The following is a 16,712-nucleotide window of genomic DNA, read 5'->3' as shown; positions in this document are numbered from 1 at the left end:
TTCCCAAGAAGAAGCCGCCAGCCGATTTCCGCCTTAGTCCGGTGGGCCGGGAGATTTTTAAAAAAGACGGGTGCTGCGGCGGCCGCGCCCCCCTGGCGCGGGCCCGCCACCCCGCGCCCCCGCCGCCGCCCGCCACGCCGGTGCTTATCTTCGGTGCCGGCCATGTTGGCCGCGCGCTTGCGGCGGCGCTGGCGCCGCTGCCCGTGGCGGCGCGGCTGATCGACAGCCGGGACGAGGAGCTGACCCGCGCCACCGGCCCGACGACCCTGACCGCGATCCCCGAGGCCGAGGTGCGCGCCGCCCCGCCGGGCGCGGCCTATGTCGTGATGACCCACGACCACGCGCTGGACTTCCTGATCGCCGCCGAGGCGCTCTCTCGCCGCGACGCGGCCTGGGTCGGGATGATCGGCAGCCGCTCCAAGCGCGCGAGCTTTGCCAGACACGCCGCGCGCGCCGGCGTCGATCCCGCGCCGCTGGTCTGCCCCATCGCGGCCACAGCTCCCCGCGACAAGCGCCCCGAGGTCATCGCCGCCTTCGCCGCGGCCGAGATCATGGCGGCGCTGCTGACCCCTGCAAGGGCCCTCGCATGACCGACACGCTGATCCGCGGCCGCCTGCTGAGCTTTCACGCCGACCCCGAGGACACCGAGGACAGCCACCGCTATCTCGAGGACGGCGCGTTGCTGATCCGCGACGGGCGGATCGCCGCGATGGGCGACGGGCCGACGCTGGCCCGCGACAACCCCCAGGCGCGGCAGATCGACCACCGGCCGCACCTGGTCCTGCCGGGCTTCATCGACCCGCATATCCACTTTCCGCAGGGCCAGGTGGTGGCCAGCTATGCCGCGCAGCTGCTGGACTGGCTGAACGACTATACCTTCCCGGCCGAGGCGGCCTTTGCCGACCCCGCCCATGCGGCGCGGATGGCGGGGGCGTTCCTCGACCTGCTGCTGGGGCACGGCACGACCACCGCCTGCGCCTTCGGCTCGGTCCATCCGGGCTCCATCGACGCGCTGTTCGCGCAAGCCGAGGCGCGGGGCATGGCGATGCTGGGCGGCAAGGTGATGATGGACCGCAACGCTCTCCCCGAGGTGCAGGACACGGCGCAAAGTTCCTATGACGACAGCCGGGCGCTGATCGACCGCTGGGCCGGGCGCGGCCGGCTGACCTATGCGATCACGCCGCGCTTTGCGATCACCTCGACGCCCGCGCAGCTCGAGGCGGCGGGGGCGCTTGCGGCGGAGTTTCCCCACCTGCCGGTCCAGACCCACCTGAACGAGAACCGCGACGAGATCGACCTGACTTCAAGTCTGTATCCCAACGCGCGAGATTATCTGGATATCTACGAACGCTACGGGCTGCTGGGCCCGCGCAGCCTGATGGGCCACTCGATCCACCTGACCCCCCGCGAGATCGCCCGGATGGCGGAAACCGGGACGCGGGCGATCCATTGCCCGACCTCGAATCTGTTCCTCGGCTCGGGGCTGTTCGACCGCGAGGGCCTGCGCGCGGCGGGGGTGGTGACGGGCGTGGCGACCGATATCGGCGGCGGCACCTCGTGGTCGATGCTGCGGACGCTGGACGAGGCCTACAAGGTCAGCCAGATGCGCCGGCAGCGGATGACTCCGCTGGCCTCGTTCCACTGGGCCACGCGCGGCAACGCGCTGGCGCTGGGGATGGCGGACCGGATCGGAACGCTCGAGGTCGGGACCGACGCCGACCTGGTGGTGCTGGATGCCCGCGCCACCCCGGCGATGCGGATGCGGGCGGAAACCATCCGCAGCCTGTCCGAGGAGCTGTTCCTGATCGAGACGCTGGGCGACGACCGGGCGGTGGCGGAAACTTACGTCGGCGGCAAGCCGATGAAATCGCAGGCGGCGGCCCTCTGAAACTCATCCGAAAGTAGCACGGATCGGCTGGACGTTACGTCACGTCCGTGCCTAATCTCGCGGCAGTCACATCCTTGCCCGGCCGTTGGCGGCGCGGGCGGCCTGCCGAGGGATTTCAGATGTATACCCAGCACCCCGCCTCGTTCCGTGATTCCGTCGATGACATGTTCACCCAGGCCGCGCGCCTGATGGACCTTGCGCCGGGGCTGGAAGAAAAGATCCGGGTCTGCAACTCGACCTATGTGGTGCGGTTCGGCGTGCGGCTGCGCGGGCAGATCCACACCTTCACCGGCTATCGCTCGGTCCATTCCGAACATCACGAGCCGGTCAAGGGCGGCATCCGCTATGCGCTGAACGTCGACCAGGACGAGGTCGAGGCGCTGGCGGCGCTGATGACCTTCAAATGCGCGCTGGTCGACCTGCCCTTCGGCGGGGCCAAGGGCGGGCTGACCATCGACCCGCGCGCCTGGGACGAGGCCGAGCTGGAGCAGATCACCCGCCGCTTCACCTATGAGCTGTCGCGGCGGCGGCTGATCTCGCCGGCGCAGAACGTCCCCGCCCCGGACATGGGCACCGGGGAACGCGAGATGGCGTGGATGGCCGACGCCTACAAGCGCCTGCACCCCGAGGACATCAACGCCCGCGCCTGCGTCACCGGCAAGCCGCTGCAGCTGGGCGGCATCGCCGGCCGGGTCGAGGCGACCGGCCGCGGCGTCCAGTATGCGCTGCGCGAGGTGTTCCGCACGCCGTCGGTGATGGCCAAGGCGGGCTTGAGCGGCGCGCTGGACGGGCAGCGCATCGTCGTGCAGGGCCTGGGCAACGTGGGCTTCCACGCGGCGCAGTTCCTGTCGACCGAGGACGGCGCCCGGATCATCGCCGTGGCCGAGCGCGACGGAGCGGTGATGAACCCCGACGGCCTGAACATTGCCGATCTGCAGGCCCATCTGCGGACCACCGGCGGGGTCGAGGGCTTCCCCGGCGCCAGCTTTGACCCCGATGGCGCAAAGGCGCTGGAACTCGACTGCGACGTCCTGATCCCGGCCGCGATGGAGGGGGTGATCCACAAGGGCAACGCGGGGGGCATCCGGGCGAAGCTGATCATCGAGGCCGCCAACGGTCCGATCACCGCCGAGGCCGACAGCCTGCTGCGCAACCGCGGCGTGGTGATCGTGCCCGACCTTTACGCCAACGCCGGCGGGGTGACGGTCAGCTATTTCGAATGGGTCAAGAACCTAAGCCATATCAGCTTTGGCCGCATCGAGCGCCGGCAGGAGGAGGACCGCCACCGCCTGCTGGTCGAGGAGCTGCAGCGCCTGTCGGCCGACCAGGGGCTGGGCTGGACGCTGTCCGAGGGCTTCAAGCAGCGCTATCTCAAGGGCGCGGACGAGCTGGAGCTGGTGCGCTCGGGGCTTGACGACACCATGCGCGGGGCGTTCCAGCAGATGGTGACGGTGGCCGACAATGACAGCCGGGTGCCCGACCTGCGGACGGCGGGATACATGGTCGCCATCGGCCGCATCGCCGCCAGCTATCGCGCGCTGGGGCTGTAGGCGGCGGTCGCCCGCGAGCGCGGCGGCTTGCTCCCGGGGGGCCTACCCCCGCGCGGCCTGAGGGTTGCAACCGGGGGGGCTTCGTCGGTAACCTCGGGGCGAACGCTCGTTGGGGCGCCCCGTGCGGGGCTGAGATGCGCAAGGCGCAGCACCCATCGAACCTGATCCGGGTCATGCCGGCGAAGGGAACGGGCCACGCCACGCCGATGCGGCCCCGCCCCCCTTGCGCCCCGACCTGCCGCCGGCCGCCGCAGAGGAGTTGCGCCGATGACCCGACCGACCCCGGCCCCCGCCTCGGTGGGGGTAAGCGGCGAGGCCCCCGGCCTGTTCGGGCCGCTGGCCCTGCGGCTGGCGCAGGGCCGGGTCACCTGCCTGCTGGGCGCCTCGGGCGTGGGCAAGTCCACCCTGCTGCGGCTGCTGGCCGGCCTGCCCACGGGGGTCGACTTCCGCGGCACCGTCGACAGCGCGCCGGCGGCGCTGATGGGGCAGGACCCGGGGCTGTTTTCCTGGCTGACTGTGGCCCAGAACGTGGCGCTGGGCGCCCGGCTGCGGGGCGAGCGCGCCGACCCCGCCCGCATCGCCGCGCTGATCGACGCGGTCGAGCTGACCGGGCTGGAAACCCGCCTGCCGGCCAACCTGTCGGGCGGGCAGCGCCAGCGCGTCGCGCTCGCTCGCACCCTGGCCGAGGACCGCCCGCTGGTGCTGCTGGACGAGCCGTTCTCGGCCCTGGACGCCCGGCTGCGGCTGATGACCGGCGACATGGCGGTGCGGCTGCTGAAGGGACGGACGGTGCTGATGGTCACCCACGATCCCGCCGAGGCGGCGCGTCTGGGCGACCGCTTCCTCGTGATGACCCCCGCCGGGCTGGCCGAGATCGACGCCCCGCCGGGCGAGGTCCCGCGCCGCCACGACGCGCCCGAGGTGCTGGCCGCGCAGGCCGGGCTGACCGAAAGGCTGATCGCATGATCCGGGGGGTGATCGGGGTGCTGGCGGCGGTGGCGCTGTGGCAGGCGGCGGTGTGGCTGACCGGACTGCCGCCCTATCTGCTGCCGGGACCGGCGAAGGTGGCGCAGACGCTGGCGGCCTCGCGCGCCGAGATCGCGCAGGCAGCGCTGTTCACGGCGGCCGAGACGCTGGTCGGGCTGGTCCTCGGGGCCGGACTGGGCATCGCGCTGGCGCTGGCGATGGCAGCGTGGCGGCCGGTGGGGCGGGCGCTGTCGCCGGCGCTGATCGTCAGCCAGACGATCCCGGTCTTTGCTCTCGCGCCCATCCTCACGCTGTGGCTGGGGTTCGGCCTCGCCCCCAAGATCGCGATGGTGGTGCTGATCGTCTTCGTGCCGGTCGCGCAGGCCCTGTATGACGGGCTGATGGCGCCCCCGGCGGCGCAGATGGACGTGGCGCGGGTGATGGGCGCCGGCCGCTGGGCGATGCTGCGGCATCTGCGGCTGCCGGCGGCGCTGCCGCGGCTCGCCTCGGGGCTGCGGCTGGGGGCCATCTATGCGCCGGTGGGGGCGGTGATCGGGGAATGGGTCGGCGGCGCCCGCGGGCTTGGGGCGCTGATGATCCAGGCCAACGGGCGGATGAAGACCGACCTGATGTTCGCCGCCCTGATCGTCGTCGTAGCGCTGTCGCTGGCGCTGTACGCCGTGATCGATGCGGGCCTGCGGCGGATGCTGGCGCGGCGGGGCTTCTGATCCCGACCGCGACGGCCCTGGCGCGGCCAGGTCAGATGTTGATCTGCTGGCCCAGCTCGACCACCCGGTTCGAGGGCAGGCGGTAGAAGTTCGTGGGCTCGGACGCCGAGCGGTACATCCCGGCATACAGCCGCGACGCCCATAGCGGCATCACCCGCGCCTTGCCGACCCGCAGCGAGCGGCGGTTGAGGAAATACGAGGTCGACATGATGTCGAACTTGTGGCCGCGCTCTTTCGCCAGGGCCAGGGCGCGCGGCACGTTCGGCTGTTCCATGTAGCCAAAGCGCAGCCAGACCCGCCAGAAGCGCGGGGCGATCTGTTCGATACGGATGCGGTTCTCGTCGGACACGGTCGGGGTCGGCGCCGTCTCGACCTTCACGATGAAGTTGCGTTCGTGCAGGACGCGATTGTGCTTGAGGTTATGCATCAGCGCCGGCGGCGCGATCGCAGGGTCGGCGGTCAGGAACACCGCCGTGCCCGGCACGATCGTCGGCGGGCTGTCGGTCAGCTTGCCGGCCAGGAAGTCGATCTGCACCGATTCCGCCGACAGCTTCTGCTGGATCAGCTGCGATCCGCGCATCCAGACAACCATGAAGGTGATGACCACCACGGCGAACAGCAGCGGGATGTAGCCGCCATCCGGGACCTTGAGGATGTTGGCGTAGAAGAAGATCAGCTCGACCGCGAGGATTGGCAGCATGATCGCCAGCACCACCGGCCAGCGCCAGCCCCAGGAAAAGCGGAACACGATGATCGCCAGGATCGAGGTGATGACCATGTCCCCCGTCACCGCGATCCCGTAGGCACTGGCCAGCCGCGCAGACGACCCGAACGCCAGCACCAGCGCGCAGACGCCGACCATCAGCATGGTGTTGACCCGGGGCATGTAGATCTGCCCGGCCTGGGTGTCCGAGGTGTGCTGAATCTCCAGCCGCGGCAGCAGCCCCAGCTGCACCGCCTGCTGGCTGACCGAGAACGCCCCCGAGATCACCGCCTGGCTGGCGATCACCGTCGCCGCCGTCGCCAGCAGCACCAGCGGCAAGGTAAACCACGACGGCGCCAGCAGGAAGAACGGGTTCACGGCGGTTTCGGGGTGCGACAGCACCATCGCGCCCTGCCCGAAATAGCTGATCGCCAGCGCCGGAAATACGATCGCCAGCCACGAGATCCGCACCGGGCGGCGCCCGAAATGGCCCATGTCCGCGTAAAGCGCCTCGGCCCCGGTGACGGCCAGGAAGACCGACCCCATCACCGGCAGCGCGCCAAAGCCGTTGGTGGCGATGAAGCTGGCCGCCCGCAGCGGGTTCAGGGCCTGCAGGATGCGCGCGTCGTCGAACAGGTGCAACGCGCCCAGCACCGCCATGGTGCCGAACCAGACCAGCATGACCGGACCAAACAGCCGCGACACCGCCTCGGTCCCCGACCGCTGGACCCAGAACAGCGCGATCACGATCGCCAGGGTGACCGGCACGACCCATTTGCCAAAGCCCGGAAACACCAGGTCCATGCCCTCGACCGCCGACATCACCGACATCGCAGGGGTGATGATCGCGTCGCCGAAGAACAGCGAGACGCCGACCACCCCGGTCAGGTACAGCCACCAGGCCCGGCGCCCCAGCGCGCCCTGCGCCTTGGCGACCAGCGACAGCGTGCCGCCTTCGCCGTTGTTGTCGGCGCGCAGGATCAGGATGACGTATTTCACGGTGACGATCAGCACCACGGTCCAGAACAGCATCGACACGATGCCGATGACCGCCGTCTCGGCCATGTGGTGTTCGCGGGCGTGAACGAGGGATTCGCGCAGCGCATACAGCGGCGAGGTGCCGATGTCGCCGAAGACGACGCCCAGACAGGACAGCACCAGCGCCGGCGAGGCCTTTGGGTGATGGTGCTGGCCCTCTGGCGCGTCATGCAGTTCCGCCCCTGCGCGGGGATCGGCGGGCGTTGACGGGGCAAGGGGGGACATCGGGTCGTGACCGGCTTTCTGCGGCGGAACCTGGGTCTCGGGCATCGATTCGCCTTGTGTCGCCTTTTTCGGGCAGATTGCGGGCTTCTCGCGAAACCGTCAGCGAATGGCAAGCTGATCAATGACGGACGGCGGATTGACGCGGGGGCCGCCAGCTGAGGGTGGCAACTCAGACGGCCAGGAGCCTGCGGTAGAGCATGTCCAGGAATGCCCCGGCCTCGGCATAGGGGTCGTGACCGGGGCCCAGAACGGCGCGGACCTGGACCTCGAAATCGGCGTAATGCTGGGTCAGCGCCCAGATCGAGAAGATCAGGTGATGGGGATCGACGGGCGCGATGCGGCCCTGGGCGATCCAGCGCGAGATGACCGCGGCCCGGTCGGCCACCAGCGCGGCCAGGTCCTCTTGCAGGACCGGACCCAGGTGACCGGCGCCCTGCAGCACCTCGTTGGCGAACAGCCGGCTTTCGCGGGGGTGGCTTTGCGACAGCGCCAGCTTCTTGCGGACATAGGCCAGCACCTCGTGCTGCGGATCGCCGCCGGGGTCCATCTCGCGCAGCGGCGCCAGCCACAGGTCCAGCAGGCCGTCCAGCAGGGCGCGGTGAATGGCCTGTTTCGAGGCGAAGTAATACAGCACGTTGGGCTTGGACAGCCCCGCCGCCGCGGCGATGCGGTCGATGGTGACGCCGGCAAAGCCGCGGGCCGAGAACTCGTCCAGCGCGGCGTCGAGGATCGCCTGGCGGTTGCGGGTCTGGATGCGGCTGCGGCTGGCCTCGGTCGTCATCGGTGCTTCCCTGGGGGCGCGCGCCGCGGCGCCCGTGCAGACGGCGGCTTGACTGGGTCAGGCCCCGTGCTAGCGTGATCCTGACCAAATGGTCAATTCCCGCGCGCCACCCTCAGCCAGCAAGGGCATCCTCATGGCTCTCGACCACAAACCCGCTCCGAATGACTTGCGCGCCTTCTGGATGCCGTTCACCTCGAACCGCCAGTTCAAGTCGCAGCCGCGGATGCTGGTTGCCGCGCAGGACATGCATTACACCAGCGCCGACGGACGCCCGATCCTGGACGGCACCGCCGGGCTGTGGTGCTGCAACGCGGGCCACGGGCGGCCGCGGATCACCCGGGCGATCAGCGAGATGGCGGGCACGCTCGACTATGCGCCGGCGTTCCAGATGGGCCACCCGACGGCGTTCGAGCTGGCGAACCGGCTGGTGGACATCGCGCCGGACGGGATCGACCACGTCTTCTATACCAATTCCGGTTCCGAGGCGGTGGACACGGCGCTGAAGATCGCGCTGGCCTATCACCGCGCCCGCGGCGAGGGGCAGCGGACCCGGCTGATCGGGCGCGAGCGGGGCTATCACGGCGTCGGCTTCGGCGGCATCTCGGTCGGCGGGATCGTGAACAACCGCCGCTTCTTCGGCACGCTGCTGGCGGGCGTCGACCACATGCCGCACACCCACCTGCCGGAAAACCGCATGACCCGCGGCCAGCCGGAACACGGCGCCCATCTGGCGGACGAGCTGGAACGGATCGTGACCCTGCACGGCGCGGAAACTATCGCGGCGGTGATCGTGGAGCCGATGGCCGGGTCCACCGGCGTGCTGATGCCGCCCAAGGGCTATCTGGAAAAGCTGCGCGAGATCACCCGCAAGCACGGCATCTTGCTGATCTTCGACGAGGTCATCACCGGCTTCGGCCGGCTGGGCTCGCCCTTTGCGGCGCAGCATTTCGGGGTGGTGCCGGACATGGTCACCTGCGCCAAGGGGCTGACCAACGGGGTCATTCCGATGGGCGCCGTGCTGACCTCGGCCGCGATCCACGACGCCTTCATGACCGGCCCGGAACACGTGATCGAGCTGTTCCACGGCTATACCTATTCCGGCAACCCGATCGCCTCGGCCGCCGGCATCGCCACGCTGGACACCTATGCCGAGGACGGGCTGCTGACGCGGGCCGCCTCGCTCGAGACCTATTGGGAAAACGCCCTGCACGGGCTGGCCGACCGGCCCCATGTGGTCGATATCCGCAACATGGGCCTGATCGGCGCGGTGGAACTCGCGCCGATCGAGGGCCAGCCAGGGAAGCGTGCCTTCGACGTCTTCGTCAAGGCGTTCGAGGCCGGCATCCTGATCCGCGTCACCGGCGACATCATCGCGCTGTCGCCGCCCCTGATCATCTCGGAAGCGCAGATCGACGAGCTGATCGGCACGCTGGGCCAGGTGCTGAGCGAGGCCGCATGAGCGACGCGGTCGGCACGCCGCTGATGGAGAACGAGCGGGTGCGCGTCACCCGCTTCGATTTCCAGCCCGGCGACGAGACGGGGTGGCACACGCATCCCTATGAATACGTCATCACCACGCTGACCGACTGCTACCTGCGGCTGGAGCTGCCGGGGGGCGAGGTCCGCGACAGCATGATCCCGGCGGGCCAGGCCTATACCCGGCCCGAGGGCACGGAACACAACGTCATCAATGCCGGCGACGCGCCGATGGCCTTCATCGAGGTCGAGCTGAAATAGACCACCTGCGGACGGCCGCGCCAGAACCGGCCGCCGCGCCAGACAGGGAGAGACGGCATGATCAGCCCCGGCAACCAGCGGGTGAACGGCGAACGCCTGTGGGAGTCGCTGATGGAGATGGCGAAGATCGGCCCCGGCATCGCCGGCGGCAACAACCGCCAGACCCTCACCGACGCCGACGCCGAGGGCCGCCGCCTGTTCCAGTCCTGGTGCGAGGCCGCCGGCATGACGATGGCGGTGGACCGGATGGGCAACATGTTCATGCGGCTCGAGGGCGCCGACCCCTACGCCGACCCGGTCCATATCGGCAGCCATCTGGACACCCAGCCCACGGGCGGCAGGTTCGACGGCGTGCTGGGGGTGCTGGCGGGGCTCGAGGTGGTGCGGTCGATCCGCGACATGGGGGTGACGCCCAGGCGGCCCATCGTGGTGGTGAACTGGACCAACGAGGAAGGCGCGCGGTTCGCGCCGGCGATGCTTGCCTCGGGCGTGTTTGCCGGGATGCATGACGAGGGCTACGCCAACAGCCGCACCGACGCCGAGGGCAAGCGCTTCGGTGACGAGCTGGACCGGATCGGCTGGCGCGGCGACCAGCCGGTCGGCGGCCGCCCGATCCACGCGATGTTCGAATATCACATCGAGCAGGGCCCGATCCTCGAAGCCGAGGGCCGCGAGATCGGCGTCGTCACCCACGGCCAGGGCCTGTGGTGGCTCGAGGTCACGCTGACCGGCAAGGACGCGCACACCGGCTCGACCCCGATGGCGATGCGGGTCAATGCGGGGCTGGGCATGGCGCGGATCATCGAGGCCGTGCACCGGATCGCCATGGACCACCAGCCCGACGCGGTGGGCGCGGTTGGGCAGGCGAATGTCTGGCCCAACTCGCGCAACGTGATCCCCGGCAAGGCAGTGTTCACGATCGACTTCCGGTCCCCCGATCTGGGCAAGCTGACGTCCATGCGCGCGCGGCTGGAAACCGAGGCCGCGCAGATCGCCGCCGATCTGGGGCTGGGGATTTCCATCGAGCCGGTCGGGCATTTTGACCCGGTGACCTTCGATCCGGGCCTGGTCGAGGTGGTCCGCGGCGCCGCCGAGCGGCTGGGTTATGCCCACATGGACATCGTGTCGGGCGCCGGCCACGACGCCTGCTGGATCAACCGCGTCGCGCCGACGGTGATGATCATGTGCCCGTGCGTGGACGGCCTGTCGCATAACGAGGCCGAGGAGATCTCGCCCGAGTGGGCCGCGGCGGGGTGCGATGTGCTGTTAAATGCGGTGCTGGATGTGGCGGGGGTTGCCAGCTGAACCGCCGAACCGGGGGTTTTCCACCCCCGGACCCCCGGAGGATACTTGAGCAAGGAGAACGGATGTGGGCAGCACGGTCATCAGGGGCGGAACGGTCGTCACCGCCGATCTGAGCTATCCGGCCGATGTGAAGGTCGAGAACGGGAAGATCACCGAGATCGGCCCGAACCTCTCCGGCGACACGACCCTCGACGCCACCGGCTGCTTCGTCATGCCGGGCGGGATCGACCCGCATACGCATCTCGAGATGCCCTTCATGGGCACCTACTCCGCCGATGATTTCGACAGCGGCACCCGCGCGGCGCTGGCGGGCGGGACGACGATGGTCATCGACTTCGCCTTGCCCGCGCCGGATCAGAGCCTCATGGACGCGCTGAAGGTCTGGGACAACAAGACCGCCCGCGCGCATTGCGACTATTCCTTCCACATGGCGATCACCGGCTGGCGGCGCGAGATCTTCGACGAGATGGAACAGGTGGTGGATCGGGGGATCACCAGCTTCAAGCACTTCATGGCCTACAAGGGCGCCCTGATGGTGAACGACGACGAGATGTTCGCCTCGTTCCGCCGCGTGGGCGACCTGGGCGGCATCGCCATGGTCCATGCCGAAAACGGCGATGTCGTGGCCGAGATGTGCGCGCGGCTGCTGGCCGAGGGCAATACCGGCCCCGAGGCCCACGCCTATTCCCGCCCGCCCCAGGTCGAGGGCGAGGCGACGAACCGCGCCATCATGCTGGCCGACATGGCCGGCGTGCCGCTGTATGTCGTCCATGTCTCCTGCGAGGACAGCCACGAGGCGATCCGCCGCGCCCGCGCTCTGGGCAAGCGGGTGTGGGGCGAGCCGCTGATCCAGCACCTGACGCTGGACGACAGCGAATATGCCAACCCCGACTGGGACCACGCCGCCCGCCGGGTGATGTCGCCGCCGTTCCGCAACAAGCGGCACCAGGATTCGCTGTGGGCCGGTCTGATGTCGGGGTCGCTGTCGGCGGTGGCGACGGATCACTGCGCCTTCACCACCGAACAGAAGCGCTTCGGCGTCGGGGACTTCACCAGGATCCCGAACGGGACGGGCGGGCTCGAGGACCGTATGCCGATGCTGTGGACGCACGGGGTGGCGACCGGGCGGCTGACGCCGAACGAGTTCGTGGCGATCACCTCGACCAACATCGCCAAGATTATGGGGATGTATCCGAAGAAGGGCGCTGTGATGGTGGGCGCCGATGCCGATCTGGTCGTGCTCGACCCCAAGGCGGGCAAGACGATCAGCGCGGCGACCCAGCAGTCGGCCATCGATTACAATGTCTTCGAGGGCCACGCGGTCACCGGCCTGCCCCGCTTTACCCTGACTCGTGGTCGCGTCGCCGTGACAGAGGGCAAGCTGGACGCTCGCGAAGGCTGGGGCGAGTTCGTCGCCCGGACCCCGCGCGGCGAGGTCAACCGCGCCCTGTCGGCATGGAAGGAACTGTCGGCGCCGCGCCCGATCCAGCGCAGCGGCATCCCCGCGACGGGGGTGTGATGGGGCAGGTTCTGTCGTCTCGCGGGGCGCCGCCTGTGTCCGATGCAGAAAGCGAGGTAATGATGAGCAAGGGGCCGCAGCCGTGATCCGTCTGGCGCGTTTGAGCGGTCTGGACGACCGTTTCATGCTGTTCGTCGTCGGCACGATGGCGCTGTCGGTCGTCGTCAGCAGCGCCGGCGCGGCGATTGCGTTCGTTAATGCACGGAAATGCAGAGGCGGCAGGCGGGGCTCTGGTGATGGGCCTTGTCGGCGGCACTATGGTCTTTGGTCCGATGCTGCTGATCGGGTTTCTGCCGTCTCTCATCGCGTTCGCGTTGGTTTATTGGCTGGCCGGCGGCGCGGCGGCCTTACGGTTTCCGCGGAATATGCCGGTATTGCGACGGCAGCTGTGGCCACCGTGCTTTGGATCGCCCTGATGACGCGGAGCAACGGCGATGGCGCAGAAATCGTCGTCGGCGTTGTCGGTATTGCGGCAATTATGTTGGCGCCGAGCGTCGCGCGATGGGCCTATCGCGACAGATCGGGCCATGTCACGAAACCCGCCGGCGCCGGGATTCGATGATGCCATCTCCCGTCATCTCTGCCCGCGATGTGTCGCTGACCTTTCCCACCGCGGACGCGCCTGTCCATGCGCTCAAGGACGTGTCGCTGGACATCGGGCCGGGCGATTTCGTCAGCTTCATCGGACCCTCGGGCTGCGGCAAGACGACCTTCCTGCGCTGCATCGCGGGGCTGGAATCGCCGACGGGCGGCACGTTGACGGTGAACGGCATGACCCCGGATCAGGCGCGCCGGGCGCGGGCCTATGGCTATGTCTTTCAGGCGCCCGGCCTGTATCCCTGGCGGACCATCGCCGGCAACATCGCGCTGCCGCTGGAGATCATGGGGTTTTCTCGCCCCGACCGGGCCGAGCGGGTGGCGCGGGTGCTGGATCTGGTCGAGCTGGGCCAGTTCGGCGGCAAGTATCCCTGGCAGCTGTCGGGGGGCATGCAGCAGCGGGCCAGCATCGCCCGCGCGCTCGCCTTCGACGCCGACATCCTGCTGATGGACGAGCCCTTCGGGGCGCTGGACGAGATCGTCCGCGACCGGCTGAACGAGGCTCTGCTGGCGCTGTGGGCCAAGACCGGCAAGACCATCGGCTTCGTGACCCACTCGATCCCCGAGGCGGTGTATCTGTCGACGAAGATCGTGGTGATGAGCCCGCGCCCAGGGCGCATCACCGACGTGATCGACAGCCCCCTGCCGCGCCAGCGGCCGCTCGAGATCCGCGACAGCGCCGCCTTCATCGAGACAGCCCACCGTGTCCGCGAGGGGCTGCGTGCGGGGCATTCCTATGACTGAGCGGCGCCCGGCGCAGCGGGGGCTTCGCGCCCCCGCACCCACGCGGGATATTTCCGCAAAGAAGAAAGGCGCCGGGGCATGAGCCGCGTGCTGCCGGTGCTGAGCGTTCTCGCGGCCATCGTGGCGCTGTGGTATCTGGCGGCGGTGGGCATGAACGCGGCCTGGGTGCGCGATCAGGCGGCACGGGCCGGCGAGACGGTGACGGCGGGCCGGCTGCTGCGCGAGACGATGGTGCTGGAGCGTCCGGTCCTGCCGGCGCCGCATCAGGTCGCGGCGGGGCTGTGGGAGGGGGTCGCGGGGCAGAAGATCACCTCGAAGCGCAGCCTCGTCTGGCATGGCTGGATCACACTGGGCGCGACGCTCGCGGGCTTTGCCATCGGCGCGGCGGCGGGCATGATCCTCGCGGTGGGGATCGTGCACAACCGCGCGATGGACATGTCGATCATGCCCTGGGCGGTGGCATCGCAGACCGTGCCGATCCTCGCCATCGCGCCGATGGTGATCGTGGTCTTTGCCAGCGCCGGGGTGACCGGGCTGCTGCCCAAGGCGTTCATCGCGGCGTGGCTGTCGTTCTTTCCGGTGCTGGTCGGCATGGTCAAGGGACTGCGCGCGCCGGATGCGATGCAGATGGACCTGATGCGGTCGTGGAACGCAAGCTCCGGACAGGTGCTGCGGCATCTGCGGCTGCCGGTGTCCCTGCCCTATCTGTTCGCCTCGCTCAAGGTCGCGGTCGCGGCGGCGCTGGTCGGGACGATCGTGGGCGAGCTGCCCGCCGGTGCCACGCAGGGGCTGGGGGCGCGGCTGCTCTCGGGGTCCTATTACGGGCAGACGATCCAGATCTGGGCGGCGCTGTTCGCCGCGGCGATTCTGGCCGCCGCGCTGGTCTGGCTGATCGGGCTTGCCGAGCGGATCACCCTGCGCCGCATGGGGCTGTCGCGATGAGCGCGGGGGCCGACGCGCCGCGGGCCGCCGCGGACTGGGGCTGGGCGCCGCTGCTCCTCGGGATTGCCGGAGCGGCTGCGCTGTGGGCCGCGCCTGGTCCTTTGGGGCGCGCGGTGGGGCTGGCGCTGGTCTGGCTTGGCCTCTGGGGGGCGAATGCCCGGCTGGCCAACCTCGCCGTCACAGCCGAGTGGGAACGTCTGCGCCGCTTCGCGGTGGCCGCGATCTTTGGCCTGACGCTGCTCACGGTGTGGGAAATGGCGGTGACGGTCTTCGCGGTGCCGCAGGTGATCCTGCCCGCGCCCTCGGCCATCGGCGCCCGCTTCGTCGCGGCGCTGCCGATGATCCTCGGCGATCTGTGGCAGACGCTGGTCAAGGGCGCTCTGTCGGGCTGGCTGATCGGGGCCGCCGCCGCGGTGCTGACCGCCATCGCCATCGACCGCTCGCCCTTCCTGCAGCGCGGGCTGCTGCCGATCGGCAATTTCGTGGCCGCCCTGCCCATCGTCGGCATCGCCCCGATCCTCGTCATGTGGTTCGGCTTTGACTGGCAGTCCAAGGCCGCCGTCGTCGTGGTGATGGTGTTCTTCCCGATCCTCGTGAACATGGTCGCGGGGCTTGCCGCCACCGACGCGTTGCAGCGCGACCAGATGGCGACATGGAGCGCGGGCTACTGGCAGTCGCTGCTGAAGCTGCGCCTGCCGGCCGCGATGCCGTTACTGTTCAACGGGTTGAAGATCACCACCACCCTTGCCCTGATAGGCGCCATCGTTGCCGAATTCTTCGGCAGCCCGACGCGGGGGATGGGATTCCGGATCTCGACCGCGGTCGGTCAGATGGACCTGGCGCTGGTCTGGGCGGAAATTCTGATGGCGGCGATCGCCGGGTCGCTGTTCTATGGCATCGTCGCCCTGATCGAACGGCGCGCCACGTTCTGGCATCCGTCGCAGCGCGGCTGAATCGGGGCAGAGACCCCACATTGGGAGGGTAGTCACATGACGAAACTGATGATGTCGGCCGCGGCGTTCGGCCTGATGGCCGGGGGCGCCTGGGCCGCGGACCCGCTTACCTTGCAGCTGAAATGGGTCACCCAGGCCCAGTTCGCGGGCTATTACGTGGCCAAGGACAAGGGGTTCTACGACGAGGAGAACCTCGACGTCACGATCAAGCCGGGCGGGCCGGACATCGCGCCGACCCAGGTGCTGGCCGGCGGCGGGGCGGATGTCACCGTCGAATGGATGCCCGCGGCGCTGGCCGCGCGCGAAAAGGGTCTGCCGATCGTGAACATCGCCCAGCCCTTCAAGTCGTCGGGCATGATGCTGACCTGTCTCAAGGAAAGCGGGATCACCGACCCCAAGACGGACTTCAAGGGCAAGACGCTGGGGGTCTGGTTCTTCGGCAACGAATATCCGTTCCTGTCCTGGATGAACCACCTGGGGCTCAAGACCGACGGCGGGCCCGAGGGTGTGACGGTGCTGAAGCAGGGCTTCAACGTCGATCCGCTGCTGCAGAAGCAGGCGGCCTGCATTTCCACCATGACCTATAACGAATACGGGCAGGTGCTGGATGCGGGGCTGAAGCCCGAGGATCTGGTGACCTTCAAGTACGAGGACCAGGGCGTCGCGACGCTCGAGGACGGGCTGTACACGCTGGAAGAAAAGCTGAAGGACCCGGCGATGGAGGACAAGCTGGTCCGCTTCGTCCGCGCCTCGATGAAGGGCTGGAAATACGCCGAGGAGCACCCCGAGGAGGCCGCGGCAATCGTGCTGGAAAACGACGAGACCGGCGCCCAGACCGAGGCGCACCAGGTCCGCATGATGCAGGAGGTCGCCAAGCTGACCGCCGGTTCTAATGGTGCGCTGGACCCGGCCGATGCCGAACGGACGGTCCAGACGCTGCTGTCGGGCGGGTCGGATCCGGTGATTTCCAAGGCGCCGGAGGGGGCCTGGACCAGCGCGATCACCGACAAGGCGCTGAAATAGGGCGGCCGCGGCG

At 69.3% G+C, this 16,712-nt stretch carries 16 protein-coding genes and 1 riboswitch; of the genes, 14 read left to right on the top strand and 2 right to left on the bottom strand.

Annotated features, from left to right (window positions below; all coding sequences use genetic code 11):
* From IC63_RS10850 to IC63_RS10830, 5 genes are all read left to right on the top strand, one after another.
* A partial coding sequence (locus tag IC63_RS10850) for an XdhC family protein (RefSeq protein ID WP_036720190.1) occupies positions 1-590 on the top strand: 590 nt, incomplete at its 5' end.
* Entirely contained in the window at positions 587-1,888 is a 1,302-nt protein-coding gene (gene guaD / locus IC63_RS10845; RefSeq protein WP_036720168.1) for a guanine deaminase, read from the top strand. The genes IC63_RS10850 and guaD, both read left to right, overlap by 4 nt.
* A 119-nt stretch (positions 1,889-2,007) precedes the next feature.
* Complete coding sequence (locus tag IC63_RS10840; RefSeq protein WP_036720162.1) at positions 2,008-3,438, top strand: Glu/Leu/Phe/Val family dehydrogenase; 1,431 nt, start codon at positions 2,008-2,010, stop codon at positions 3,436-3,438.
* 100 nt (positions 3,439-3,538) lie between these two features.
* Positions 3,539-3,643: riboswitch (TPP riboswitch) on the top strand.
* Between the two features lie 62 nt (positions 3,644-3,705).
* A complete protein-coding gene (locus IC63_RS10835; protein WP_036720159.1) occupies positions 3,706-4,404 on the top strand; it encodes an ABC transporter ATP-binding protein in 699 nt (232 codons plus the stop codon).
* Positions 4,404-5,132 (top strand): ABC transporter permease, encoded by a 729-nt coding sequence (locus tag IC63_RS10830; protein WP_036720186.1) that lies wholly within the window; start codon positions 4,404-4,406, stop codon positions 5,130-5,132. The genes IC63_RS10835 and IC63_RS10830 overlap by 1 nt, the downstream gene beginning before the upstream one ends.
* Positions 5,133-5,163: 31 nt before the next feature.
* Here IC63_RS10830 and IC63_RS10825 read toward each other — a convergent pair whose 3' ends face one another.
* Together IC63_RS10825 and IC63_RS10820 are read right to left on the bottom strand one after the other, a co-directional pair.
* A complete protein-coding gene (locus tag IC63_RS10825; RefSeq protein WP_232222587.1) occupies positions 5,164-7,143 on the bottom strand; it encodes a potassium transporter Kup in 1,980 nt (659 codons plus the stop codon).
* A gap of 124 nt (positions 7,144-7,267) precedes the next feature.
* The gene (locus IC63_RS10820) at positions 7,268-7,879 is read right to left on the bottom strand and encodes a TetR family transcriptional regulator C-terminal domain-containing protein (RefSeq protein WP_036720156.1); all 612 of its coding nucleotides are present in this window, start codon (positions 7,877-7,879) and stop codon (positions 7,268-7,270) included.
* 133 nt (positions 7,880-8,012) lie between these two features.
* On the opposite strand from IC63_RS10820, the gene IC63_RS10815 reads away from it, so the two are divergent.
* From IC63_RS10815 to IC63_RS10780, 9 genes are all read left to right on the top strand, one after another.
* A complete protein-coding gene (locus tag IC63_RS10815; protein ID WP_036720148.1) occupies positions 8,013-9,338 on the top strand; it encodes an aspartate aminotransferase family protein in 1,326 nt (441 codons plus the stop codon).
* Positions 9,335-9,616 (top strand): cupin domain-containing protein, encoded by a 282-nt coding sequence (locus IC63_RS10810; RefSeq protein ID WP_036720146.1) that lies wholly within the window; start codon positions 9,335-9,337, stop codon positions 9,614-9,616. Before IC63_RS10815 ends, IC63_RS10810 begins: the two co-directional genes overlap by 4 nt.
* A gap of 57 nt (positions 9,617-9,673) precedes the next feature.
* Positions 9,674-10,921: a Zn-dependent hydrolase gene (locus tag IC63_RS10805; RefSeq protein WP_036720144.1), complete on the top strand. Its 1,248-nt coding sequence runs from the start codon at positions 9,674-9,676 to the stop codon at positions 10,919-10,921.
* 64 nt (positions 10,922-10,985) lie between these two features.
* A complete protein-coding gene (gene hydA / locus IC63_RS10800) occupies positions 10,986-12,440 on the top strand; it encodes a dihydropyrimidinase (RefSeq protein ID WP_036720141.1) in 1,455 nt (484 codons plus the stop codon).
* An 82-nt stretch (positions 12,441-12,522) separates the two neighbouring features.
* Positions 12,523-13,002, top strand: coding sequence for a hypothetical protein (locus tag IC63_RS18135; protein ID WP_156965443.1), 480 nt, complete (start codon positions 12,523-12,525; stop codon positions 13,000-13,002).
* Positions 12,999-13,781: an ABC transporter ATP-binding protein gene (locus tag IC63_RS10795; protein ID WP_036720139.1), complete on the top strand. Its 783-nt coding sequence runs from the start codon at positions 12,999-13,001 to the stop codon at positions 13,779-13,781. The genes IC63_RS18135 and IC63_RS10795 overlap by 4 nt, the downstream gene beginning before the upstream one ends.
* Before the next feature lie 78 nt (positions 13,782-13,859).
* Positions 13,860-14,723 (top strand): ABC transporter permease, encoded by an 864-nt coding sequence (locus IC63_RS10790; RefSeq protein WP_036720136.1) that lies wholly within the window; start codon positions 13,860-13,862, stop codon positions 14,721-14,723.
* Positions 14,720-15,676, top strand: coding sequence for an ABC transporter permease (locus IC63_RS10785; RefSeq protein WP_084115751.1), 957 nt, complete (start codon positions 14,720-14,722; stop codon positions 15,674-15,676). The genes IC63_RS10790 and IC63_RS10785 overlap by 4 nt, the downstream gene beginning before the upstream one ends.
* Positions 15,677-15,724: 48 nt before the next feature.
* A complete protein-coding gene (locus IC63_RS10780; RefSeq protein ID WP_408633564.1) occupies positions 15,725-16,699 on the top strand; it encodes an ABC transporter substrate-binding protein in 975 nt (324 codons plus the stop codon).
* Positions 16,700-16,712: the final 13 nt, after the last annotated feature.

Source organism: Paracoccus sphaerophysae (assembly GCF_000763805.1).
GTDB classification, from domain to species: Bacteria; Pseudomonadota; Alphaproteobacteria; order Rhodobacterales; family Rhodobacteraceae; genus Paracoccus; species Paracoccus sphaerophysae.
Note: the sequence above shows the minus strand (reverse complement) of the source record. Positions and strands in the feature narration are given on the sequence as shown.